The following is a 24287-nucleotide window of genomic DNA, read 5'->3' as shown; positions in this document are numbered from 1 at the left end:
GTCCCCGTATGCCACGTCCCTTCACGCTCTTCACCGGCCAGTGGGCCGACCTGCCCCTGGAAGAGGTCTGCAGGCTCGCCCGCGACTTCGGTTACGAGGGCCTCGAACTCGCCTGCTGGGGCGACCACTTCGAGGTCGACAGGGCCCTGAACGAGCCCGGCTACCTCGACGGGCGTCACGCCCTGCTGGACAAGTACGGGCTCAAGTGCTGGGCCGTCTCCAACCACCTGGTGGGCCAGGCGGTCTGCGACGCGCCCATCGACGAGCGCCACCGGGCGATCCTGCCGGCGCGGATCTGGGGCGACGGCGAACCCGAGGGAGTGCGGCAGCGGGCCGCGGCGGAGATGGCCGACACCGCGCGCGCCGCGGCGGCCTTCGGGGTCCGTACGGTCGTCGGTTTCACCGGATCGTCGATCTGGCATCTGGTGGCGATGTTCCCGCCGGTGCCGCCGCACATGATCGAGCGGGGGTACGAGGACTTCGCCGAGCGCTGGGACCCGGTCCTGGACGTCTTCGACGCGGAGGGGGTGCGCTTCGCCCACGAGGTGCACCCCAGCGAAATCGCGTACGACTACTGGACGACGAAGCGGGCATTGGAGGCGGTCGGGCACCGGCCGGCCTTCGGGCTGAACTTCGACCCGAGCCACTTCGTGTGGCAGGACCTGGACCCGGTCGGCTTCCTCTACGACTTCCGCGACCGGATCTACCACGTGGACTGCAAGGAGGCCCGCAAACGCCTCGACGGCCGCAACGGCCGCCTCGGCTCCCACCTGCCCTGGGGCGACCCGCGCCGCGGCTGGGACTTCGTCTCCGCCGGACACGGCGACGTCCCGTGGGAGGACGTCTTCCGGATGCTGCGCTCGATCGGTTACGAGGGACCGGTCTCGGTGGAGTGGGAAGACGCCGGCATGGACCGCCTCACCGGCGCCCCGGAAGCGCTCGCCACGCTGAAGCGCTACGACTTCGACCCGCCGTCGGCCTCGTTCGACGCCGCGTTCGGGGGCGGCGACTAGGTTTCACGCACGGGGCGCTGCCCCGGGCCCCGCTCCTCGGGCACCGCAGGGGCTGAGATCGCCGGGTCGCGGCACCCTCCAGCCCCTCCGGCGCCCGAGGGCGGGTTCCGGCTGCCCGGATGCGGCTTTGTCCTGCGGCGGGAGAAAGTTCAACTTACCTGCTGCGCAAGGCCTTTCCGTTCCGGACGAACGGGGTTACCGTCCCTGAGGTGTACAGGACATAAATGGGTCCGGCGTGACGGCGCACTCCGGTTCCACTTCCCGCTACAGAGAGCTTCCCCGCCCGGCGTGGTGCAGGACGAGCACCGCCCGGCCCACTCCCGGAGGACACTCGTGCACAGGAAACGGCTCAGAGCCGGATCGGCCCGAAAGACCCTCGCACTCCTCACCGGCGGCCTCCTGGTCGCCACCTCACTGACCCTCACCGCCACCGCCGCCGAGATGCCCGCACCGGGCAGCGGCGCCGCCCCGTCCGCCGCCGAGGACTTCCAGCAGGTCACCCTCGCCAAGGGCGAGCCCGAGACGGGCGAACCCATGTCGCTCGCGGTGCTTCCCGACCGCAGCGTGCTGCACACCTCGCGCGACGGCGAGCTGCGGATGACCGACAGCGCGGGCAACACCCGCGTCGTCGGCACGATCCCGGTCTACTCGCACGACGAAGAGGGCCTCCAGGGCATCGGCATCGACCCGGGGTTCAGCCAGAACCGGCAGATCTACCTCTACTACGCGCCCCCGATGGCCACCCCGGCGGGTGACGCGCCCAACGAGGGCACCGCCGCCGACTTCGCGAAGTTCGACGGCGTCAACCGGCTCTCACGCTTCGTACTCAAGGCCGACGGCACCCTCGACAACGCCAGCGAGAAGAAGATCCTCGACGTACCCGCCACCCGTGGCATCTGCTGCCACGTCGGCGGCGACATCGACTTCGACGCGCAGGGCAACCTCTACCTGTCGACCGGCGACGACTCCAACCCCTTCGCCTCCGACGGCTTCACCCCCATCGACGAACGCCCGGGCCGCAACCCGGCGTACGACGCGCGCCGGACCTCGGGCAACACGAACGACCTGCGCGGGAAGATCCTCCGCATCAAGGTGAACGAGGACGGCTCGTACACGGTTCCCGAAGGAAACCTCTTCGCTCCCGGCACCGACAGGACGCGCCCCGAGATCTACGCCATGGGCTTCCGCAACCCCTTCCGCTTCAGCGTCGACAAGGCCACCGGCGTGCTGTACGTCGGTGACTACGGCCCCGACGCCGGCGCCGCCGACCCCGAGCGCGGCCCGGCGGGACAGGTCGAGTTCGCCCGCGTCACCCAGCCCGGAAACTTCGGCTGGCCCTTCTGCACCGGCAAGAACGAGGCCTACGTCGACTACGACTTCGCGACCAAGGAGTCCGGAGCGAAGTTCGACTGCGCCGCGCTCAAGAACACCTCGCCGCACAACACCGGCCTGACCGACCTGCCGCCCGCCCAGGAGGCATGGATCCCGTACGACGGCGGATCGGTCCCCGAGTTCGGCACCGGGTCCGAGTCCCCGATGGGCGGCCCCGTCTACCGGTACGACAAGGACCTCGACTCCCCGGTGAAGTTCCCCGAGGCGTACGACGGCGACTTCTTCGCGACCGAGTTCGGCCGGCGCTGGATCAAGCGCATCGAGCAGGACGCCGACGGCGCCGTGCAGTCCATCAACCCCGTCCCGTGGACCGGCACCCAGGTCATGGACTCGGCCTTCGGCCCCGACGGAGCGCTCTACGTCCTCGACTACGGCACCGCCTGGTTCGGCGGCGACGAGCACTCCGGCCTCTACCGCATCGAGAACGCCACCGGCGGCCACTCGCCGGTCGCGGAAGCCGCGGCGGACAAGACGTCGGGCCAGGCCCCGCTGCGCGTGAGGTTCTCGTCGGCCGGGACGACGGACTCCGACGGCGACGCCCTGAAGTACTCCTGGGCGTTCGGCGACGGCGGTACGTCGACGTCGGCCAACCCCACGTACACTTACAAGAAGAACGGCACGTACACCGCGACCGTCACCGCCAAGGACGCCACGGGGCGGACCGGATCGGCGAGCGTGCAGGTCGTCGTGGGGAACACCGCGCCCAAGGTGACCCTCGAACTGCCCGGTGACGGCCAGCTCTTCACCTTCGGCGACGAGGTGCCGTTCAGGGTGAAGGTCACCGACGCGGAGGACGGCGCGATCGACTGCTCGAAGGTCAAGGTGTCGCACTTCCTCGGTCACGACAGCCACGGCCACAAGATCACCGAGGCGTTCGGCTGCACCGGGACCATCAAGACGATCGCCGACGGCGAGCACGACCCGAACGCCAACATCTTCGGCGCGTTCGACGCGGAGTACACGGACAAGGGCGCCGGCGGCCAGGCGCCGCTGACCACCCACGACCAGGCCGTCACCCAGCCCAAGCACCGCCAGGCCGAGCACTTCTCGAAGTCTTCGGGCGTCACCGTCTTCAACAAGACGCCCGCACACGGCGGCAAGACCGTCGGCGACATCGAGAACGGCGACTGGATCGCCTTCGAGCCGTACCGGATCGGCGACGCCACCTCCCTCACCGCGCGGATCTCGTCCGGCGGCGCGGGCGGCACGCTCGAAGTCCGCACCGGATCGCCCGACGGCAAGCTCGTCGGATCGACCGTCGTGCCGGTGACCGGCGGCTGGGAGACCTTCCAGGACGTCACCACCACCATCAAGCGGCCCCCGGCCGGGACCACCACCCTCTACCTCGTCTTCAAGGGCGGCGCCGGAGCCCTCTACGACATCGACGACTTCACCTTCTCCACGGCGAAGGGCGACGCCACACCCAAGAAGCGGGTCCTCGTCTTCTCCAAGACCGCCGGCTTCCGCCACGACTCCATCGGGGCGGGCATCACGGCCCTCGAGGAGCTCGGCGCGCAGCGCGGCCTCGCCGTGGACGCCACCGAGGAGGCGAAGCAGTTCACCCCCGAGAACCTCGCCCGCTACGACGCGGTCGCCTTCCTCTCGACGACCGGTGACGTGCTGAACGCCAACCAGCAGACGGTCTTCGAGCAGTACGTCGCCGACGGCGGCGGCTACCTGGGCATCCACGCCGCCGCCGACACCGAGTACGACTGGAAGTTCTACGGCGGACTCGTCGGCGCGCACTTCCACTCGCACCCGCAGATCCAGAAGGCGACCGTGCGCGTCGAGGACCACGACCACCCCGCCACCGCGCACCTGGACAGCAGCTGGCAGCGCACCGACGAGTGGTACAACTACCGCACCAACCCGCGTGAGCAGGCCCGCGTCCTGGCCACCCTCGACGAGACCACCTACACCGGCGGCACCATGAAGGGCGACCACCCGATCGCCTGGTGCCAGCCGTACGAGGGCGGACGCTCCTTCTACACCGGCGGCGGCCACACCAAGGAGTCGTACGCCGAACCGGCCTTCCGCAAGCACCTGCTGGGCGGAATGCTCTACGCCGCCGGAATCGCCAAGGCCGACTGCAAGCCCTCCAAGGGCTACCGGCCGATCTTCAACGGCGAGACCTCCGAAGGGTGGAAGCAGGCGGGTCCCGGCTCCTTCGAGATCAAGGACGACCGCACGCTGAACTCCGTCGGCGGCATGGGTCTGCTCTGGTACCAGGCCAAGGAACTCTCGTCCTACTCCCTGAAGCTCGACTGGAAGATGACCGGTGACGACAACTCCGGGATCTTCGTGGGCTTCCCGGCCTCCGACGACCCGTGGTCGGCCGTCGACAAGGGGTACGAGATCCAGATCGACGCGTCGGACGCCCCGGACCGGACCACCGGGTCCGTGTACGGCTTCAAGGCGGCGAACACCGCCGCACGGGACGCCGCGCTCAACCCGCCGGGGGAGTGGAACACCTACGAGATCAGGGTCGAGGGAGAACGGCTGCGCGTCTTCCTCAACGGAGCGAAGATCAACGACTTCACCAACACCGACCCCGCGCGGAGCCTGGCCCAGGGACACGTCGGCATCCAGAACCACGGTGCCGGCGACGACGTCTCGTTCCGCAACATCAAGGTCAAGGAGCTGCCGGCGGCAGACGGCTCCTAGCTCCTGGACCGGCACGACCGCCAGGACCGGTGGCGGGCGGGAGCACGCCGAGCCCCCGCCCGTCACCCCCTGGCACGCGTGTACTTCCGCATCTCTTCACCGCTCTGGCAGGGAGGCAGCCCGTGACCACCCCATCCGAAGGCACAACGGCGCACACGGCACGGACCGGAGTGTGGTTCGTCGGAGCACGAGGTTCCGTCGCCACGACCGCCGTCGCGGGCTGCGCGGCGCTCACCGCGGGGCTCCACGCGGCGGACGGCATGGTCACCGAGACCCCGCCGTTCGCCGGGAGCGGCCTTCCGCCGCTCTCCTCCCTCGTCTTCGGCGGGCACGACACGGCGAGCTGCCCCCTGCCCAAGCGGGCCGAGGAACTGGAGGCGGGCGGCGTCCTGCCGCACGGTCTGGCCTCGGCCGTACGCAGCGAACTGGCCGCGGCGGAACGGGAGATCCGGACCGGCGGCCCGCTGCCGGGCGACACGCGCGGCGACGAGGAGCTCATCGCCGCGTTCGCCGCGGACCTGCTCGACTTCGCGCACCGGCGGCGGCTCGACCGGCTCGTCGTCGTCAACGTCGCCTCCACCGAACCCGTCCCCGCGGACCACACGCTTCCGCCGAGCTCCCTCTACGCGGCGGCGGCACTGCGGGCCGGCTGCCCGTACGTCAACTTCACCCCCTCCACCGGGCTGCGCGCCGAAGCCCTCCGAGGCGCCGTCGCGGCCAGTGGCCTTCCCCACGCGGGACGCGACGGCAAGACGGGCCAGACGCTGCTCCGTTCCGTACTCGCCCCGATGTTCACGCAGCGCGCCCTGTCCGTACGGGCATGGTCCGGCACGAACCTGCTCGGCGGCGGGGACGGAGCAGCGCTGGCCGACCCGGCCGCGGCCGCGGCCAAGAACGCGGGCAAGAACCGCGTCCTGACCGACACCCTCGGCACGCTTCCCCAGGGCGAGGTCCACATCGATGACGTACCGGCGCTCGGCGACTGGAAGACGGCCTGGGACCACATCGCCTTCGAGGGGTTCCTGGGATCACGGATGACGCTCCAGACGACGTGGCAGGGGTGCGACTCGGCGCTCGCGGCGCCCCTGGTCCTGGACCTGGCCCGGCTGCTGGCCCGCGCCCACGAGGCGGGCATCTCGGGCCCCCTGCCGGAGCTGGGCTTCTACTTCAAGGACCCGGACGGCGGCCCGGCGGCGCTGGGGGAGCAGTACGAGGCGCTCCTGGCCTTCGGGACCCGCCTGCGGGAGGCCCGATGACACCCACGCGCAGCACTGCGTGGGCTGAACTCCTGCGCGTATCGGCGCTGTTCACCGTGGTGGGCGACGCGGTGGCGGGCGCGGCGTCCGCCGGGGCGCGCCCCAACCGGGGGACCGCGCTGGCCGTCGGGGCCTCGGTGTGCCTGTACGAGGCGGGCATGGCCCTGAACGACTGGGCGGACCGGGCCGAGGACGCGGTGGACCGCCCGCACCGCCCGATCCCCTCGGGCCGGGTCACCCCCCGGGCCGCCCTGGCGGCGTCGTGCGCGCTGACGGCGGCGGGCCTCGCCCTGGCGGCCGGGGCGGGGCGGCCGGCCCTGGGGGTGGCCGTCCCGCTGGCCGCCACGGTCTGGGCGTACGACCTGCGCCTGAAGCACACTCCGGCGGCCCCCGCCGCGATGGCGACGGCCCGGGCCCTGGACCTGCTCCTCGGCGCGACGGCCACGCGGGCGAACGGGCCCGGTCCGGCGGGGACCGGTTCTCGCGGCGCGGCCCGGTTCGGGCCGCGCCCGGGAAACCCGGCCCGTCGAGGGGGGCCCTCCCCTGCTCCCGAGGCTCCGGGGGAGCCCGCGGGCCGGGGCCCGGTGCGGAGCCCCGGTGCGGGGAGCGGGCTCCGCCGGGCACGCCCCGGTCCCGCGGGGGGCGCGGCCCGCGACTTCGGTGCGCGGGACACCCTGACCGCCGCCGCGATGCTCGGCGCGCACACCTACGCCGTCACGGCGGTCTCGCGCCGCGAGACGCGGGGCGGCTCGACGGCCGCGCCGCTCGCCGCCCTCGCGGCGACCGCCGTACTGGCCGCCCTGGCCGCCCGCGAACGCCCCGGCGCCACGAGCCGCGCCCCGTACGCGCACGCCGCCGCCTCCCGCCACGGAGCGGTACGCCTCGCCACCCGCCTGGCGAGCCCCGCCGCCCTCGCGGCCGCCGCCTACTTCCGCACCGCGGCCAAGCCCCTCCTCCACGCCGCGCTCAACCCCTCCCCGCCCCTCACCCAGCGCGCCGTGGGCGGTGGGATCCGGGCCATGATCCCGCTGCAGGCGGCGCTCGCGGCCCGCAGTGGCGCGGCCGGGGCCGGGGCAGGGGCGGCGCTCATGGGGCTCGTACCCGTCGCCCGGAAGCTGTCGCGAAAGGTGAGCCCCACATGAGCCCCACTCCCGCCCCCACCTCCACCCCGACTCCCGCCCCCGTCCGCTTCGGTTACGGCACCAACGGCCTCACCGACCTCCGCCTGGACGACGCCCTCGCCCTCCTCGCCGGCCTCGGCTACGACGGGGTCGGCCTGACCCTCGACCACATGCACCTCGATCCCCTCGCCCCCGGACTCGCCGCCCGCACCGGCCAGGTCGCCCGCAGACTGTCGCGCCTGGGCCTGGGCGTGACCGTCGAGACCGGTGCGCGGTACGTCCTCGACCCGCGCCGCAAGCACGGCCCGTCCCTGCTCGACCCGGACCCCGAAGGCCGTGCCGCCCGCACCGGGCTGCTCCTCACGGCGGTACGCGTCGCCGCCGACCTGGGCGCCCACGCCGTGCACTGCTTCAGCGGCGTCACCCCGGCGGACACCCCGCCCGGCACCGCCTGGCAGCGGCTGACGGAGTCGCTCGCCCCCGTCATCGACGCCGCCGCCACCGCCGGCGTACCGCTCGCCGTCGAGCCCGAACCCGGGCACCTCCTCGCCACCCTCACCGACTTCCACCACCTGCGCCGCGCCCTCGGCGACCCGTCCCCCCTCGGCCTGACCCTCGACATCGGGCACTGCCAGTGCCTGGAACCGTCCCCACCCGCCGACTGCGTACGCGAGGCCGCGCCCTGGCTGCGGCACGTGCAGATCGAGGACATGCGGCGCGGCGTGCACGAGCACCTGCCGTTCGGCGAGGGCGAGATCGACTTCCCACCCGTCCTGGAGGCACTCGCGGCCATCGGCTACCAGGGCCTGACGGTCGTCGAACTGCCCCGCCACTCGCACGCCGGCCCCGACCTGGCCGCACGCTCCCTCGACTTCCTCCGCGCGGCACTGCCCACCGGACAGGCCCTCCCGACAGGAGGCGCACGATGCTGACCGGGCTGACCGGGCTGACCGGGCTGACCGACGGCGCACCGCCCGCCGCCCTCCAGGCCGCACTCGAAGAACGACTCGCCGGCGCGGACCGCGCCTGGCTGCACGAGGCCCTGGCCGAAGCGGAGGCGGAGGCCGAGGCGGAAGCCGGGTCGCCCGGACCGGCGGACCGCCCCCCGTGGTCCCTTCCCACCTGGGAGACCCGCTTCGCCGAAGCAGGCCGCCACTGCCACCCGGCCCAGGCCGGCCCGCCCGGCCCGGGCGCCCAGGACCTGGCCGACGCCGCCCGTGTCCTCCTCCTGCACGCCGTGCGGGCCGACCACGCCACCGCCACCCGGCTCTACACCCACGGCACCGCGGCCGAGCGCCGCGCGGTCCTGCTCGCGCTGCCGCACCTGAGCGACGTGCCCGCCGGTTCCGCGCTCCCGCTGGTCGAGGACGCGCTGCGGACGAACGACACGCGTCTGGTCGCCGCCGCGGTCGGCGGGTACGCCGCCGCTCATCTCGATCAGCACGCCTGGCGGCACGCCGTCCTCAAGTGCCTGTTCACCGGCGTCCCCGTCGGCGCCGTCGCGGACCTGGCCGGCCGGGCCGCCGGCGATGCCGAACTGGCCCGGATGCTCCGTGACTACGCCGCCGAGCGCACCGCCGCCGGCCGCCCGGTTCCGGAGGGCCTGGACCGCGTCCTGGCTCTTACGGCCGCCCCCACCCAGGAGTCCTGATGCGCATCTTCGACCCCCACATCCACATGACCTCCCGCACCACCGACGACTACGAGGCGATGTACGCCGCCGGGGTGCGCGCCGTGGTCGAGCCGTCCTTCTGGCTCGGCCAGCCCCGTACCTCGCCGGCCAGCTTCTTCGACTACTTCGACGCGCTCCTCGGCTGGGAACCCTTCCGCGCCTCCCAGTACGGCATCGCCCACCACTGCACGATCGCCCTGAACCCCAAGGAGGCGAACGACCCCCGCTGCGTCCCCGTCCTCGACGCGCTCCCCCGTTACCTCGTCAAGGACGGGGTCGTCGCGGTCGGCGAGATCGGCTACGACTCGATGACCCCCGCCGAGGACACCGCCCTGGCCGCCCAGCTCCAGCTGGCCGCCGGCCACGGGCTGCCCGCCCTCGTCCACACCCCGCACCGCGACAAGCTCGCCGGTCTGCACCGCACCGTCGACGTCATCCGCGAATCGGACCTCCCCCCGGACCGTGTCCTCCTCGACCACCTCAACGAGACGACCGTGAAGGCCGCCGCCGACAGCGGCTGCTGGCTCGGCTTCTCCGTCTACCCCGACACCAAGATGGACGAGGAGCGCATGGTCGCGGTGATCAGGGAGTACGGCACGGAGAAGGTGCTGGTGAACTCCGCCGCGGACTGGGGGAAGAGCGACCCCCTCAAGACCCGCCGGGTCGGTGACGCCCTGCTTGCCGCGGGTTTCGGCGAGGACGACGTGGACCAGGTCCTGTGGCGCAACCCGGTCGCCTTCTACGGTCTCAGCGGCCGCCTCCAGCTCGACGTGCCCGGCGCCCCCGCACCTCTCCACGAAGGCAACTCCATCCTCCGCGGCGGGGAGTGAACGATGCGCTTCCGCCACCCGGACGGCTCCACCGTCCACCTCGCGTACTGCACCAACGTCCACCCCGCCGAGACCCTCGACGGCGTACTCGCCCAGCTCCGCGACCACTGCGAACCCGTCCGCAGGCGCCTCGGCCGCGACCGCCTCGGCATCGGCCTGTGGCTCGCGAAGGACGCCGCGCGCGCCCTGACCACCGACCCGGCGGCCCTGCGCGGCCTGCGCGCCGAACTGGACCGGCGCGGCCTGGAAGTCGTCACCCTCAACGGCTTCCCGTACGAGGGGTTCGGCGCCGGAGAAGTCAAGTACCGCGTCTACAAGCCGGACTGGACCGACCCCGAGCGCCTCGCCCACACCACCGACCTCGCCCGCCTGCTCGCCGCCCTCCTGCCCGACGACGTCACCGAAGGCACCGTCTCCACTCTCCCGATCGCCTGGCGCACCCCCTTCGACGCGGCCGGCGCCCAGGCCGCCCGCGCAGCCCTCACCACCCTCGCCGAGCGCCTCGACGCCCTGGAGGAGCTGACGGGCAAGTCCCTCCGCATCGGCCTCGAACCGGAACCCGGCTGCACCGTCGAGACCACCGCCGACGCCATCGGCCCGCTCACCGACCTGGCCGCCCCGCGCATCGGCGTCTGCGTCGACACCTGCCACCTCGCCACCTCCTTCGAGGACCCGGCGACCGCCCTCGGCGCGCTCACCGCCGCCGGCGTCACCATTCCCAAGGCGCAGCTCTCCGCCGCCCTGCACGCCGAGGAACCCCACCTCCCCGAAGTGCGCGAAGCCCTCGCCGCCTTCGCCGAACCCCGTTTCCTGCACCAGACCCGCACCCGCACCACCGCCGGCCCGCGCGGCACCGACGACCTCGACGAGGCCCTCACCGGCGGTGCCCTCCCCGACGGCGCCCCCTGGCGCGCCCACTTCCACGTACCCCTGCACGCCCCGCCCGCCCCGCCGCTCACCTCCACCCTCCCCGTACTCCAGGACGCGCTCACCCATCTCGTCGGCGGCCCGGAACCGCTCACCCGCCACCTGGAGGTGGAGACGTACACCTGGCAGGCGCTCCCGCCCGAGCTGCGCCCCCGCACCCGCACCCAGCTGGCCGACGGCATCGCCGCCGAACTGACCCTCGCCCGCGACCTGTTGGCCGGCCTCGGCCTCAAGGAGCTGCCATGAGCCCCGCTCCCGCCCGGAAGCCCACCCCGCTCCTGGTCCTGGACGTCGTCGGCCTCACCCCCCGGCTCCTCGACCGCATGCCGCACCTCAAGGCGCTCGGGCAGTCCGGTTCCGGGGCGGCCCTCGGCACCGTCCTCCCCGCCGTCACCTGCGCCGCCCAGTCCACCTTCCTCACCGGCACCCTCCCCGCCGAGCACGGCATCGTCGGCAACGGCTGGTACTTCCGCGACCTCGGCGAGGTCCTCCTCTGGCGCCAGCACAACGGACTGGTCGAAGGCGACAAGATCTGGGACGCCGCCCGCCGCGTCCACCCCGGCTACACCGTCGCCAACATCTGCTGGTGGTACGCGATGGGCGCCGACACCGACATCACCGTCACCCCGCGCCCCGTCTACTACGCCGACGGCCGCAAGGAACCCGACTGCTACACCAGACCCCCCGCGCTCCACGACGAACTGACCGACGAGTTCGGCACGTTCCCCCTCTTCCACTTCTGGGGTCCGGGCGCAGACATCGTCTCCTCCCGGTGGATCATCGACGCCACCCGCCACATCCTCCGCACCCGCCCCACCGACCTGGCGCTCTGCTACCTCCCCCACCTCGACTACGACCTCCAGCGGTACGGCCCCGACGACCCCCGCTCCCACCGGGCGGCCACCGACCTGGACACGGCCCTGGCGCCCCTGCTCGCCGACGCGAAGGCCGAGGGCCGCACGGTCGTCGCCCTCTCCGAGTACGGCATCACCCGCGTCAGCCGCCCCGTCGACATCAACCGGGCCCTGCGCCGCGCCGGCCTCGTCGAGGTTCACACCCAGGACGGCATGGAGTACCTCGACCCCATGACCTCCCGCGCCTTCGCCGTCGCCGACCACCAGCTCGCGCACGTCTACGTACGCAGGCCCGAGGACATGACAGCCGTGCGCGAAGTCCTCGAGGGCGTCGACGGGATCGGTGAACTCCTCGACGACGAGGGCAAGAAGGCGCACGGCCTCGACCACCCGCGCTCCGGCGAACTGATCGCCGTGGCCGAACCCGACGCCTGGTTCACGTACTACTACTGGCTCGACGACGCGAAGGCACCCGACTTCGCCCAGCTCGTCGAGATCCACCGCAAACCCGGCTACGACCCCGTCGAGCTCTTCATGGACCCCCAGGACCCGTACGTACGCGTCAAGGCGGCCAAGGCCCTCGCCCGCAAGAAACTCGGCATGCGCTACCGCATGGCGGTCGTACCCCTCGACCCCTCACCCGTCCGCGGCAGCCACGGCCGCCTGCCCGAGCGCGACGAGGACGGTCCGCTCATCCTGTGCTCCACCCCCCGCGCCGTCGAGGGCCGCGTCGCGGCCACCGATGTGAAAGCCCTGCTCCTTCAGCTCGCCGGACTGCACTGACCAAGGGAGTTCCACCGTGAGACCCATGAGCCGCACTCCGCACGACCCCGAACTCGCCCACCGACTCAGCCGCCGCAACGTCCTCGGCGTCGCGGCGGGCGCCACCGCGGCAGCCCTCCTCGGCATCGGCCCGGCCGCCGCCGACAGCAAGGACCGCGGCGAGGACCGGGGCAAGGCCCATGGCAAGGGGCACGGCAAGGGCCGCCCCGTCCTGCCGCCCGGCCGCCTCGGCATCCAGCTCTACAGCCTCCGCGACAAGGTCTCCACCCTCGGCTTCGCCCCCGTCTTCGCCGAACTGGAGAAGTACGGCTACGACGAGATCGAACTCGCCGGGTACACCCAGGGGTCCGCGGGCGCCATCACCCTCGCCCAGCTCAGGCGGCTGGCCGGGGACCACGGCCTCGACCCCATCGGCAGCCACGTCAACTACTACTCGTCCGACCCCAAGGCGTACTCCTTCGCGACCAGCCTCACCCAGGTCATGGACGACGCCCAGGCCCTCGGCCTCAAGCACATCGGCACCGCGTCCGGCCCGTTCCGCTACGGCTCCACCGTCGACGGCTGGAAGCGCGCCGCCGAGGACTTCAACACCTACGGCGCGGCGGCCCGCGAGCGCGGCATGAAGTTCTACCAGCACAACCACGCCGAGGAGTTCTCCTTCGCCACCGACAAGCCGGGCGTCCGCCTCTACGACGTCCTGCTCGCCGAGACCGACCCCGACCTCGTCTACCTGGAGATGGACATCTACTGGGCGTACGCCGGCCAGTTCCGCTTCGGCAAGAGGGCGGACGGCACCCCCGCTCCCTTCGACCCGCTGAAGTACGTCCTCGACCAGCCCGAGCGCTACCCGCTGTTCCACGTCAAGGACGGCATCAAGGACGACACCGTCCGCGACGGCTACCGCATGACCGACGTCGGCGACGGCGACATCGACTACAGGAAGTTCCTGTCGGCGGTCACCGGGCGCTCCCGTCGCGGCCGCACGTACCACCACTGGCAGGCCGAGCACGACAACCCCGCCGAGTCCTTCGCCTTCGCCCGCAAGTCCAGCGCGCACCTGCACTCGCTCCGCGAGGGCCGCTGCGGCGACTGACACCCACGGCACGGCAGGAGTGCGGGGCCCGGGAGGATTCCGGGCCCCGCACTCCTGCCGTCCTCCGTCAGTCCGCGTCCCGGCTGATCGGCCTCGGATTGGCCGTGACGCCCTTGCTCCGGGGGCGTCCCGGCTGCGACAGGAACAGCGCGATGAACGCCGCGAACAACGAGATCGACCCCGCCAGCGTGAACGCCCCGCCGTGCCCCCAGTTGGCGACGACCACGGCCCCCATACCGGACCCGAGCAGACCCGACACCAGCTTCGAGCTGTAGACCAGGCCGTAGTTGGAGGCGTTGTTGTTCTCACCGAAGTAGTCGGCGGTCATCGCCGCGAACATCGGGAAGATCGCACCGCCGCCGAAGCCGGAGACCGAGGAGAAGAGCAGGAACAGCGGAAGGCTCTCGGTGTTCGCCGCCCACAGGATCCCGTACTGCGACAGCCCCAGCACGATGCAGACGAAGATCAGGCACCGCTTGCGCCCGTAACGGTCCGACAGCCAGCCGATCACCCCGCGCCCGGTGCCGTTGACGATCGCCTTCAGCGACATGGCGATGGAGACGATGCCGCCCGCGAAGCCGGCCTCCTCACCGATCTCCACCTGGAAGGCGATACCGAAGATGTTCACGCCCGAGGTGCACAGCAGGCAGAACCACATCAGTGCCACCCGGCCGGTCTGCCAGGCCTCCTTGGGCGTGTACTGCTTCACGGCCGGCGGGTTCATGGCCATCGCGCGCCGGGCCCGGGGGTCGTCCGGCGGACGCAGCGGGTCCACCTCGGCCGGCCACCAGTTCTTCGGCGGGTCCCTGAAGAAGTGACCGGCCACCGCGACCGTGGCGGCCAGGAACACCCCCACCGAGACGAGCACCCAGCGGAAGTTCGTCAGGTCCATGTACTGGTTGAAGATGAACACGAACGGCACCGAACCGTAGGCGAAACCGCCGTTCACGAACCCGGTCTTGCCGCCCTTGCGCTCCGGATACCACTTGCCGACCATGTTGACGCAGGTCGCGTACACCATTCCGGCGCCCATGCCGCTGAACATGCCGAACCCGACGTAGGCGACGATCACATGCGGCGCGAACGCGAGCGAGAGGTACCCCAGCAGCGTGCCGAGTGCCCCCAGCATCATCGCCCAGCGGGCCGGCAGCCTGCCGCTCTCCCTGAGCTTGCCCGCCGGGAACGCCACGGCGGCCTGGAAGAACACCCAGACGCCGAGCATCCAGAAGATGTGCAGGCTGTTCCAGCTGTGCGCGATGTGCAGTGTCTCCTCGGCGGACGCGAACGCGTACTCCGCCGAGCTGATGCCCATCATGCCGACCCACGGCAGGATGACCATCCACTTGCGCTTGCGCCCCATGATGTCGATGTCGGTCTCGCCGAGCCGGTACACGCGCCCGTTGGCGTCCGCCACCTCCCGGTAGGGGACGGGTGTGGAGATGTCTGTTGTCGCCATGTCGATCGAACCCCTTGCGTGGAAGAAGTCTGGCCGGCGCCCCCTGCCCGTTCTCACTTCGCGCCGGGGCCCGCGACCGAGCGGTCGGCCGCAGACCCCGCGGTTCGAACCGCCCTCAGGTCATCGCCCACCGCCCAGCAGGCCCGCCGCGCGCGCCCACGCGTACTTGGCGCCGAGCACCTCCACCGGCTTCTCCGTGGTGTACGGATACGCGACGACACCCCGCTCGAAGAGGTACGCGCACGCCTCCTCGACCTCCACGTCACCCGCCAGCGACGCCACCACCGGCTTCTCGACGCCCCGCGCCCTGAACTCCTCCACCACCCGCGCCGTCAGCTCCGCGAAGACCATCGGCGGCGTGACGATCGTGTGCCAGTAACCGAGCACCAGCGCATGGATCCGCGGGTCCTCCATCCCCAGCCGGATGGTCGCCTCGTACGTCGAGGGGGGCTCGCCGCCCGTGATGTCGATCGGGTTGCCGGCCGCCCCGAAGGGAGGGATGAACGCCTTGAAGGCGGCGTCCAGATCGTCCGGGATCTCCATCAGCGACAGCCCGTTGTCGACGATCGCGTCGGACAGCAGCACACCGGAGCCCCCAGCCCCCGTGATGATCACGACGTTGTCGCCCCGCGGCGTGGGCAGCACCGGCAGCGCCCGCGCGTACTCCAGCATCTCGTTCAGGCCGGGCGCCCTGATCACCCCGGCCTGCCGCAGGATGTCCTCGTACACCGCGTCGTCACCGGCGAGTGCCCCCGTGTGCGAGCCGGCCGCCCTGGCGCCCGCGCTCGTACGGCCCGCCTTCAGCACGACGACCGGCTTCTTCCGCACGGTCGCGCGTGCCGCCTCGACGAAGGCCCGCCCGTCCTTCAGGTCCTCCAGGTGCATGGCGATGCACGTGGTGCGGGGATCCTCGGCGAACCAGGTCAGCAGGTCGTCCTCGTCGAGGTCCGACTTGTTGCCGAGCCCGACGATCGCCGAGACGCCCGTCTTCGTCGCCCGCGCGAAGCCGAGGATCGCCATCCCGATGCCGCCCGACTGCGAGGTCAGCGCCACCCCTCCCTTGACGTCGTACGGCGTGCAGAAGGTGGCGCAGAGGTCCTGCCACGTCGAGTAGTAGCCGTAGATGTTCGGCCCGAGCAGCCGTACGCCGTGCCGCTCGGCGATGGCCACGATCTCCGCCTGGAGCGCGTGCTCCCCGGTCTCGGCGAAGCCCGAGGGGATGAGCACGGCGTTGGGGATCCCCTTGCGCCCGACCTCCTCCAGAGCCGCCGCGACGAACTTCGCGGGGATCGCGAAGACCGCCACGTCCACCTCACCCGGGACGTCCGTCACACTCTTGTACGCCTTGCGGCCCAGGATGTCATCGGTCCGGGGGTTGACCGGGTGGATCTCGCCGGGGAAACCGCCGTCGACGAGGTTGCGCATCACCGAGTTGCCGATCTTCCCCGGCTCGTTGGAGGCGCCGACGACGGCGACCGACCGGGGCTGCATCAGCCGCCGCATCGAGGTGAGGATCTCGTCCCGGCCGTACCGGCGCCGGGGCGCGGGGGAGGGGCCGCCGAGAAGGATGCGTACGTCGGCCGCCATCACCCCGCCCGCCGTCGCGAACACGGGGTTGAGGTCGACCTCCGCGATCTCGGGGAAGTCCGCGGCCAGCTCCGAGACCCGCACGATCAGAGCGGCGAGCGCCGTACGGTCCACGGCCGCCCCGCCCCGTACACCGCGCAGGACCTCGGCGGCCCGGATCGAGTCGAGCATGGACAGCGCGTCGGCCTCGGAGGCCGGAGCGAGCCGGAAGGTGATGTCCTTCAGCACCTCCACGAGCACCCCGCCGAGACCGAACGCCACGATCTTCCCGAAGGTCGGATCGGTGACGGCCCCGACGATGACCTCCTGTCCCGCCGGCACCATCTGCTGGACCTGGACGCCCCGGATGCGCGCCTTCGGATCGTACGCACGGGCGCCGGCCACGATCTGCGTGAACGCCGCCCGCACCTCGCTCGGCGACTTCAGCCCGGTCCGCACGCCGCCCGCGTCCGTCTTGTGCACGATCTCCGGTGAGACGATCTTGAGCACGACGGGGAACCCGATCCGGTCGGCGAAGGAGACCGCCTCGTCCATGGTCTCGGCGAGCGCCTCCGCCGGCACCGGGATGCCGTACGCGTCGGCGATCAGCTTCGCCTCGGGGGCGGTCAGCGCACCGCGGCCCTCGCCGCGCGCCGCGTCCAGCACGGCCCGTACCGCGGCGGCGCCGTGAGGGGTGGCCATCAGATCACTCCGTTCGTCTTGAGCAGCCGCAGCTCCTCGTCGCCGAGGCCGAGCTCACCGACGTACACCTCCGCGTTGTGCTCCCGAGCAGCGGTGAAGTGACCACCTCGAAGGGGGAGTCGGACAGCTTGATGGGGTTGCCGACGGTGGTGAAGGTGCCGCGCTCCGGGTGCTCGACCTCGACGACCATCCCGTTCGCGGCGAGCGACGCGTCCTCGAAGATCTCCTTGGTGGAGAGGATCGGCCCGCAGGGGATGTTGTGGGCGTTGAGCCGCTCCAGCACCTCCCACTTGGGGAGGGACGACGACCACTCCTCGATCAGCTGGAACATCTTGCCGAGCCTGGGCAGCCGGTCCGCCGGGGTCGCCCACTCGGGGTCGTCGGCCAGCTCCGGCCGCCCGATCAGCCCGGCGAGCGGGCGCCAGCCGACCGGCTGGACGATGACGTACACGTAGTCGTTGGGGCCGCCCGGCGCGCACTTCACCGCCCAGCCAGGCTGCCCGCCGCCGCTCGCGTTGCCGCTGCGCGGCACCTCGTCGCCGAAGTCCTCGTTCGGGTACTCGGCGAGCGGGCCGCGCGCGAGCCGCTGCTGGTCGCGCAGCTTCACCCGGCACAGGTTCAGCACGGCGTGCTGCATGGCGACGTTGACCCGCTGCCCGCGCCCGGTGCTCTCGCGCTGGAAGAGCGCGGCGAGGATCCCGGCGACGGCGTGCACGCCGGTCCCGGAGTCCCCGATCTGCGCGCCGGTGGCGAGCGGCGGACCGTCCTCGAACCCGGTGGTGGACATGGACCCGCCCATGGCCTGGGCGACGACCTCGTACGCCTTGAAGCCGGTGTACGGGCCCTCGCCGAAGCCCTTGATGGAGGCGTAGACGATCCGCGGGTTGATCTCCTGGATGCGCTCCCAGGTGAACCCCATCCGGTCGACGGCGCCGGGCCCGAAGTTCTCCACCATCACGTCGGAGCGCCGGATGAGCTCGGTCAGGAGCTCTTTGCCCCGCTCCGTCTTGGTGTTGAGGGTGATGCTCCGCTTGTTGCAGTTGAGCATCGTGAAGTAGAGGGAGTCGACGTCCGGCAGATCGCGCAGCTGCTTCCGCGTGATGTCGCCGCCCGGCGCCTCCAGCTTCACCACGTCCGCGCCGAGCCAGCCGAGGAGCTGGGTGGCGGAAGGGCCGGACTGCACATGGGTCATGTCGAGGACGCGCACGCCCTCAAGGGCCTTGGTCATGACTGGCTGGCCTCCGTCACTTGTACATGGTCTGGTTCATGGTTCCGGGGGCGTACACGTCCGGGTCGACCCACACGTTGATCAGCGAGGGCAGCCCCGACTCGCGGGCGCGGCGCAGGGCGGGCGCGATGTCGGCGGGGTCGCGGACCTCTTCGCCGTAACCGCCGAGCATCTGCGCGAACTTGTCGTAGTGGACGTCGCCGAGGGTGTTGCCGACCCGTTCGCGCTCGTCGCCGTACTTCGCCTTCTGGCCGTAACGGATCTGGTTCATCGAGGAGTTGTTGCCGACGATCCCGACGAAGGGCAGGTCGTAGCGCACCAGCGTCTCGAAGTCCCAGCCCGTCAGGGAGAACGCGCCGTCCCCGAAGAGCGCCACGACCTCCTTGTCCGGCCGCGCCTGCTTCGCGGCGAGCACGAAGGGCACCCCGACGCCGAGCGTGCCGAGCGGTCCCGGGTCCATCCAGTGGCCGGGGGTCCGGGGCTGGACGACCTGACCGGAGAAGGTGACGATGTCGCCGCCGTCCCCGATGTAGACGGAGTCCTCCGTCAGGAAGTCGTTGATCTCGCTCACCAGCCGGTACGGGTGGATGGGCGACGCGTCCGACCTCAGGTGCGGCAGCCGCTTCTCCAGGGCGACCTGCTCCGCCGCGCGCAGCTCCTCCAGCCATGCCTTGCGCAGGACGGAGCCGCCGTTGAGCCGCCCGGACGCCGCCTCGGTGACGGACTTCAGGATCTGTCCGGCGTCGCCCACGATCCCCAGGTCGACGTCCCTGTTCTTGCCGACCGTCCGGTAGTCCAGGTCGATCTGCACGACCGTCGCGGTCGGCGAGAGCCGCTTCCCGTACCCCATCCGGAAGTCGAAGGGGGTGCCGACGATGATGATGAGGTCGGCGTTGGTGAACGCGTAGCGGCGCGAGAGCTGGAAGTGGTGCGGGTCGCCGGGCGGCAGTGTTCCGCGTCCCGCGCCGTTCATGTACGCGGGCACGTTCAGCGTCCGTACGAGTTCCGTCGCCGCGTCCGTCGCACGCGTCGTCCACACCTGGCTGCCGAGCAGGATCGCCGGCTTCTCGGCGTGCACGAGCAGGTCGGCCAGCTTCTCGACCGCCTCGGGGTCACCGGCGGCGCGCGTGGAGGCCCGGTACCGGCCCGCCTGCGGCACCCGCGCCCTGTCGGCCGGCACCTTGGCGTCGAGCACGTCGCGCGGGATCTCCAGGAACGACGGCCCGGGGGCGCCGTGGTAGCACTCGCGGAACGCCATGGACACCATGTCGGCGGCGCGCGCCGTGTCCGGCACGGTCGCGGCGAACTTGGTGATCGGCGCCATCATGTCGACGTGCGGCAGGTCCTGGAGGGAGCCCATCTTGTGCTGGGTGTGCGCGCCCTGGCCGCCGATCAGCAGCATGGGCGACTCGGCGCGGAAGGCGTTCGCGACCCCCGTGACGGCGTCGGTCGTGCCGGGGCCGGCGGTGACGACGGCGCACCCCGGCTTTCCGGTGATGCGCGCGTAACCGTCGGCGGCGTGGGCGGCGACCTGCTCGTGGCGCACGTCGACGACGTCGATGCCCTCGTCGACGCAGCCGTCGTAGATGTCGATGATGTGGCCGCCGCAGAGGGTGTAGATGCGGTCGACCCCCTCGGCCTTGAGCGCCTTGGCGACCAAATGCCCACCGGAGATGAGTTCCTGGCTGTCGTCGGGCATGGCGAAGTCCGTTCCCTTCGTAGGGGTGCTGGAGCCGTGGTGAAGCGGTGCTGGAGCGGTGCTGGAGCGGTGGCGCGGTACATTGCATACAGTCGACGAATACTGTATGAAGCTTGTTATCCCGCATCCGGTGGGTGGTGTCCAGGGGGCGTGCGGCACTTTCCGGACCGACCGAGGGCTGAGGAGCCGGCATGGATCTGTACGAACACCAGGCAAGGGAACTCTTCGCGCGGTACGGCGTGCCGGTACCGGACACCGAAGTGGCGGACACACCCCGCGCGGCCCGGCGCGCGGCGCGGCGCCTCGGCGGCCGCGTCGTCGTCAAGGCCCAGGTGAAGACCGGGGGCCGGGGCAGGGCGGGCGGGGTGAAGACCGCCGCCGACCCGGCGGCGGCCGAACTGACCACGCGTCAGATTCTCGGCATGGACATCAAGGGCCACACGGTCCGCAAGGTCATGCTCGCCCGGCCCGTCTCCGTCGAGGCCGAGTTCTACGTCTCCTACGTCCTCGACCGCGCCGCCGGCCGCTTCCTCGCCATCGCGTCGGCCGAGGGCGGCATGGACATCGAGGAGGTCGCGGCCACCCGCCCCGACGCGGTGGTCCGCATCCCCGTCGACCCGGCCGAGGGCGTCACCCCCGCACGGGCCGCCGAAATCGCCGCGGCGGCGGAACTCCCGCCGGAAGCGGCCCCCGTACTCCTCCGGCTCTGGGAGGTGCTGACCCGGGAGGACGCCCTCCTGGTGGAGGTCAACCCGCTCGTACGGACCACCGAAGGCCGGATCCTCGCCCTGGACGGCAAGGTGACCCTCGACGACAACGCCCGCTTCCGCCGGACCCGCGAGGAGTCGGAAGCCGCCGACCCGCACACGGACCCGCTCGAAGCCGCGGCGACGGCCAAGGGCCTCGACTACGTCAGACTCGACGGCGAGGTCGGCATCATCGGCAACGGCGCGGGCCTGGTCATGTCGACCCTCGACGTCGTCGCCGGCTGCGGCGCCCGCCCCGCGAACTTCCTCGACATCGGCGGAGGAGCCTCGGCCGAGACCATGGCCGACGGCCTGTCCGTCATCCTCTCGGACCCGGCGGTCAAGTCGGTCCTCGTCAACGTCTTCGGCGGCATCACCGCCTGCGACGCGGTGGCCGACGGCATCGTGCGGGCCCTGGAGCGGGTCCGCCTGACCCGGCCCCTCGTCGTACGCCTCGACGGGAACGCCGCCGCCCGGGGCCGCGCGATCCTCGACAGCCACCCCCACCCCCTCGTCCACCAGGCCACCACGATGGACAGCGCCGCCCGCCGAGCCGCCCACCTCGCCGCCACCGCCGCCTGAGCCCGAGGAGAGACCGACATGGCCATCTACCTGACCAAGGAGAGCAAGGTCCTCGTCCAGGGCATGACCGGGGCCGAGGGCATGAAGCACACCCGCCGCATGCTCGCCGCCGGCACCGATGTCGTGGGCGGCGTCAACCCGCGCAAGGCGGGACAGGCCGTCGGCTTCGACGACCGTACGGTCCCGGTCTTCGGCACGGTGTCCGAGGCGATGGCCGCCACGGGCGCCGACGTCACGGTCGTCTTCGTCCCCCCGCCCTTCGCCGGGGCGGCCGTCGTCGAGGCGGCGGACGCCGGCATCGGCCTGGCCGTCGTCATCACGGAGGGCATCCCCGTCCACGACGCGGTCGCCTTCCACGCGTACGCGAGAACACGGTCCACCCGCGTCATCGGCCCCAACTGCCCCGGCCTGATCAGCCCCGGCCAGTCCAACGCCGGGATCATCCCGGCCGACATCGCCACGAAACCCGGCCGCATCGGACTGGTCTCCAAGTCGGGCACGCTCACCTACCAGCTGATGTACGAACTGCGCGGGACCGGATTCACCACGGCCGTCGGCATCGGCGGCGACCCGGTGATCGGCACCACCCACATCGACTGCCTCGCGGCCTTCGAGGACGACCCCGACACCGAACTGATCATCCTGATCGGCGAGATAGGCGGCGACGCGGAAGAACGGGCGGCGGCGTACATCTCCTCCCGCGTCACCAAACCCGTCATCGGCTACATCGCGGGCTTCACCGCCCCCGAGGGCAGGACGATGGGCCACGCCGGCGCGATCGTCTCGGGCTCGTCGGGCACCGCGCAGGCGAAGAAACAGGCCCTCGAAGCGGCGGGCGTACGGGTGGGCGACACGCCGTCGGAGACGGCCCGCCTCGCCCTGGAAGCCCTCGCCCGGCTCACGTGACACCACGCACAGCCGCCCCGGCCGCCTCCCACCGCGCAGCCCACGCCACCACCGTCCTTCCGGGGCCGCCCCCGTGCAGGGGCGGCCCCGCGCCACTCAGCCCCAGCCCCCGCCCCCTTCACGAGCGGAGAGACACGATGGCCCCCACCCTTACCCTCAAGCCGGGCACGGCCTGGTCCGACGCCTGGCGGCGCTGCGCCGCCGTCGCCCCCGAGGCGTTCCGGGACGACCGCGTACTCAACCTCTGGGCGTCGGCCTGGAAGCCCGACGGCCGCGCGCTCGCCGCCACCTCACCCGTCGACGGCAGCCCCGTCGCGGGCCCGCCGCGCCTGGACGCCCCCACCGCCGACCGGGCGGTACGCGCCTCCCTCGACCAGCACCGCGCCTGGCGCCACGTCCCGCTGCCCGAGCGCCGCGCCCGCGTGGCCGCCACGCTCGACGCCCTCACCGAACACCGCGAACTGCTCGCCCTCCTCCTCGTCTGGGAGATCGGCAAACCGTGGCGCCTCGCCCAGGCCGACGTCGACCGCGCGATCGACGGCGTGCGCTGGTACGTCGACGGCATCGAGCCCATGCTCGCCCACCGCACCCCCCTCTCCGGCCCGGTCTCGAACATCGCCAGCTGGAACTACCCGATGTCCGTCCTGGTCCACGCCATGCTGGTGCAGGCCCTGGCCGGCAACGCGGTCATCGCCAAGACCCCGACCGACGGCGGCGTCGCCTGCCTCACCCTGGCCTCGGCCCTGGCGGCCCGCGAAGGCATCCCCGTCACCCTCCTCAGCGGCAGCGGCAGCGAACTGTCCGCCTCCCTCGTCCACTCGGCCGAGATCGGCTGCGTCTCGTTCGTGGGGGGCCGCGACACGGGCGCCCGCATCGCCACCGCCGTGGCCGACCTCGGCAAGCGCCACGTCCTCGAACAGGAGGGCCTGAACACCTGGGGCGTCTGGAACTACACGGACTGGCCCACCCTGACCTCCCTCGTCCCCAAGCTCTTCGACTACGGCAAGCAGCGCTGCACCGCCTACCCGCGCTTCGTCGTCCAGCGGACCCTGTTCGACGCGTTCCTGGCGGCGTACCTCCCCGCCGTACGCTCCGTCCGCACCGGCCACCCCCTCGCCGTCGAGAACCCCGAAGACCCGCTCCCCGCCCTGGACTTCGGCCCCCTGGTCAACGCGGCCAAGGCCAAGGAACTGACCGACCAGGTCGCCGAGGCCATAGACCGGGGCGCGGTCCCGCTCCACCGGGGCTCCCTCGCCGACGCGCGCTTCCTCCCCGGCCAGGACACCAGCGCCTACCTGCCGCCCGTCACCCTCCTGAACCCGCCGCCCTCGTCCCCCCTCCACCACGCGGAGCCCTTCGGCCCGGTGGACACGATCGTCCTGGTGGACACGGAGGCGGAACTCCTCGCCGCCATGAACGCCTCCAACGGAGCCCTGGTGGCGACCCTCTCCACCGACGACCCCTCGACGTACGAACGGCTGGCGCCCCAGATCCGCTCCTTCAAGGTCGGCCACGGAAAGCCCCGTTCACGCGGCGACCGGAACGAACTCTTCGGCGGCTTCGGCGCCTCGTGGCGAGGCGCGTTCGTGGGCGGCGAACTCCTGGTCCACTCGGTGACCGAGGGCCCGCGGGGCGAACGCCTCCCCGGCAACTTCCCGGACTACCACCTGATGCCGTGACCCGCCAACCGATCCCCTGGTGATCGGGGAGCAGGGCGAACGCCCGCTCGGCCGCCTCCGGCACCGTGCGCTCCACGGCCTGGACGAGGAGCGTGCGGTGCCGCAGCAGCGGCTCCCT

Annotated in this window: 16 protein-coding genes and 1 pseudogene; 13 read left to right on the top strand and 4 right to left on the bottom strand. The window is 72.0% G+C overall.

Going from position 1 to position 24287, the window contains the following annotated elements; all coding sequences use genetic code 11:
- Positions 1-8: 8 nt before the first annotated feature.
- The 10 genes from BN1555_RS04360 to BN1555_RS04315 all read left to right on the top strand — a co-directional run bounded on the left by BN1555_RS04360 (position 9) and on the right by BN1555_RS04315 (position 13605).
- A complete protein-coding gene (locus BN1555_RS04360; RefSeq protein WP_093798015.1) occupies positions 9-1013 on the top strand; it encodes a sugar phosphate isomerase/epimerase family protein in 1005 nt (334 codons plus the stop codon).
- A 333-nt stretch (positions 1014-1346) separates the two neighbouring features.
- Positions 1347-5069 carry a ThuA domain-containing protein gene (locus BN1555_RS04355; protein WP_093798013.1) on the top strand — a complete coding sequence of 1241 codons (3723 nt, stop codon included), beginning with the start codon at positions 1347-1349 and terminating at the stop codon, positions 5067-5069.
- 122 nt (positions 5070-5191) lie between these two features.
- Positions 5192-6325 carry an inositol-3-phosphate synthase gene (locus BN1555_RS04350; RefSeq protein WP_093798011.1) on the top strand — a complete coding sequence of 378 codons (1134 nt, stop codon included), beginning with the start codon at positions 5192-5194 and terminating at the stop codon, positions 6323-6325.
- Positions 6322-7467, top strand: coding sequence for an SCO3242 family prenyltransferase (locus BN1555_RS04345; RefSeq protein ID WP_093798009.1), 1146 nt, complete (start codon positions 6322-6324; stop codon positions 7465-7467). The genes BN1555_RS04350 and BN1555_RS04345 overlap by 4 nt, the downstream gene beginning before the upstream one ends.
- Positions 7464-8378 (top strand): sugar phosphate isomerase/epimerase family protein, encoded by a 915-nt coding sequence (locus tag BN1555_RS04340; RefSeq protein WP_093798007.1) that lies wholly within the window; start codon positions 7464-7466, stop codon positions 8376-8378. Before BN1555_RS04345 ends, BN1555_RS04340 begins: the two co-directional genes overlap by 4 nt.
- Positions 8372-9097: an EboA domain-containing protein gene (locus tag BN1555_RS04335; RefSeq protein WP_093798005.1), complete on the top strand. Its 726-nt coding sequence runs from the start codon at positions 8372-8374 to the stop codon at positions 9095-9097. Before BN1555_RS04340 ends, BN1555_RS04335 begins: the two co-directional genes overlap by 7 nt.
- Positions 9097-9948 (top strand): TatD family hydrolase, encoded by an 852-nt coding sequence (locus BN1555_RS04330; RefSeq protein WP_093798003.1) that lies wholly within the window; start codon positions 9097-9099, stop codon positions 9946-9948. Before BN1555_RS04335 ends, BN1555_RS04330 begins: the two co-directional genes overlap by 1 nt.
- Positions 9949-9951: 3 nt before the next feature.
- Entirely contained in the window at positions 9952-11121 is a 1170-nt protein-coding gene (gene eboE, locus BN1555_RS04325; protein WP_093798001.1) for a metabolite traffic protein EboE, read from the top strand.
- Entirely contained in the window at positions 11118-12512 is a 1395-nt protein-coding gene (locus BN1555_RS04320) for an alkaline phosphatase family protein (RefSeq protein WP_093797999.1), read from the top strand. Before eboE ends, BN1555_RS04320 begins: the two co-directional genes overlap by 4 nt.
- Before the next feature lie 25 nt (positions 12513-12537).
- Complete coding sequence (locus BN1555_RS04315; RefSeq protein WP_093797997.1) at positions 12538-13605, top strand: sugar phosphate isomerase/epimerase family protein; 1068 nt, start codon at positions 12538-12540, stop codon at positions 13603-13605.
- A gap of 67 nt (positions 13606-13672) precedes the next feature.
- Here BN1555_RS04315 and BN1555_RS04310 read toward each other — a convergent pair whose 3' ends face one another.
- The 4 genes and pseudogenes from BN1555_RS04310 to BN1555_RS04295 form a co-directional block, all read right to left on the bottom strand.
- Positions 13673-15061: an OFA family MFS transporter gene (locus tag BN1555_RS04310; RefSeq protein ID WP_093797995.1), complete on the bottom strand. Its 1389-nt coding sequence runs from the start codon at positions 15059-15061 to the stop codon at positions 13673-13675.
- A gap of 120 nt (positions 15062-15181) precedes the next feature.
- A complete protein-coding gene (locus tag BN1555_RS04305; protein ID WP_093797993.1) occupies positions 15182-17329 on the bottom strand; it encodes an acetate--CoA ligase family protein in 2148 nt (715 codons plus the stop codon).
- A pseudogene (frc, locus tag BN1555_RS04300) lies at positions 17329-18557 on the bottom strand (formyl-CoA transferase). The gene BN1555_RS04305 and the pseudogene frc overlap by 1 nt, the downstream one beginning before the upstream one ends.
- A gap of 16 nt (positions 18558-18573) precedes the next feature.
- The gene (locus BN1555_RS04295; protein ID WP_093797991.1) at positions 18574-20256 is read right to left on the bottom strand and encodes a thiamine pyrophosphate-binding protein; all 1683 of its coding nucleotides are present in this window, start codon (positions 20254-20256) and stop codon (positions 18574-18576) included.
- 191 nt (positions 20257-20447) lie between these two features.
- Here BN1555_RS04295 and sucC point away from each other — a divergent pair, with 191 nt between their 5' ends.
- The 3 genes from sucC to BN1555_RS04280 all read left to right on the top strand — a co-directional run bounded on the left by sucC (position 20448) and on the right by BN1555_RS04280 (position 24169).
- Positions 20448-21584: an ADP-forming succinate--CoA ligase subunit beta gene (sucC, locus tag BN1555_RS04290; protein WP_093797989.1), complete on the top strand. Its 1137-nt coding sequence runs from the start codon at positions 20448-20450 to the stop codon at positions 21582-21584.
- A gap of 18 nt (positions 21585-21602) precedes the next feature.
- The gene (gene sucD, locus BN1555_RS04285) at positions 21603-22490 is read left to right on the top strand and encodes a succinate--CoA ligase subunit alpha (protein WP_093797987.1); all 888 of its coding nucleotides are present in this window, start codon (positions 21603-21605) and stop codon (positions 22488-22490) included.
- 137 nt (positions 22491-22627) lie between these two features.
- Positions 22628-24169, top strand: a complete 1542-nt coding sequence (locus tag BN1555_RS04280) for an aldehyde dehydrogenase family protein (RefSeq protein ID WP_093797985.1) — start codon at positions 22628-22630, stop codon at positions 24167-24169.
- Positions 24170-24287 lie beyond the last annotated feature (118 nt).

The sequence above is a fragment of the Streptomyces sp. Wb2n-11 genome, assembly GCF_001049855.1.
GTDB classification, from domain to species: Bacteria; Actinomycetota; Actinomycetes; order Streptomycetales; family Streptomycetaceae; genus Streptomyces; species Streptomyces altiplanensis.
The sequence above is the reverse complement of the archived record's forward strand: the minus strand, read 5'-3'. Positions and strand labels throughout refer to the sequence as shown.

Bases quoted from the DNA above. Each gene is read 5' to 3' on its own strand.
- BN1555_RS04340 (WP_093798007.1), top strand. From the start codon at position 7,464: ATGAGCCCCACTCCCGCCCCCACCTCCACCCCGACTCCCGCCCCCGTC.
- BN1555_RS04330 (WP_093798003.1), top strand. From the start codon at position 9,097: ATGCGCATCTTCGACCCCCACATCCACATGACCTCCCGCACCACCGAC.
- BN1555_RS04315 (WP_093797997.1), top strand. From the start codon at position 12,538: ATGAGCCGCACTCCGCACGACCCCGAACTCGCCCACCGACTCAGCCGC.
- BN1555_RS04345 (WP_093798009.1), top strand. From the start codon at position 6,322: ATGACACCCACGCGCAGCACTGCGTGGGCTGAACTCCTGCGCGTATCG.
- BN1555_RS04280 (WP_093797985.1), top strand. From the start codon at position 22,628: ATGGCCCCCACCCTTACCCTCAAGCCGGGCACGGCCTGGTCCGACGCC.
- BN1555_RS04310 (WP_093797995.1), bottom strand. From the start codon at position 15,061: ATGGCGACAACAGACATCTCCACACCCGTCCCCTACCGGGAGGTGGCG.
- BN1555_RS04335 (WP_093798005.1), top strand. From the start codon at position 8,372: ATGCTGACCGGGCTGACCGGGCTGACCGGGCTGACCGACGGCGCACCG.
- eboE (WP_093798001.1), top strand. From the start codon at position 9,952: ATGCGCTTCCGCCACCCGGACGGCTCCACCGTCCACCTCGCGTACTGC.
- BN1555_RS04295 (WP_093797991.1), bottom strand. From the start codon at position 20,256: ATGCCCGACGACAGCCAGGAACTCATCTCCGGTGGGCATTTGGTCGCC.
- BN1555_RS04320 (WP_093797999.1), top strand. From the start codon at position 11,118: ATGAGCCCCGCTCCCGCCCGGAAGCCCACCCCGCTCCTGGTCCTGGAC.
- sucD (WP_093797987.1), top strand. From the start codon at position 21,603: ATGGCCATCTACCTGACCAAGGAGAGCAAGGTCCTCGTCCAGGGCATG.
- BN1555_RS04360 (WP_093798015.1), top strand. From the start codon at position 9: ATGCCACGTCCCTTCACGCTCTTCACCGGCCAGTGGGCCGACCTGCCC.
- BN1555_RS04305 (WP_093797993.1), bottom strand. From the start codon at position 17,329: ATGGCCACCCCTCACGGCGCCGCCGCGGTACGGGCCGTGCTGGACGCG.
- sucC (WP_093797989.1), top strand. From the start codon at position 20,448: ATGGATCTGTACGAACACCAGGCAAGGGAACTCTTCGCGCGGTACGGC.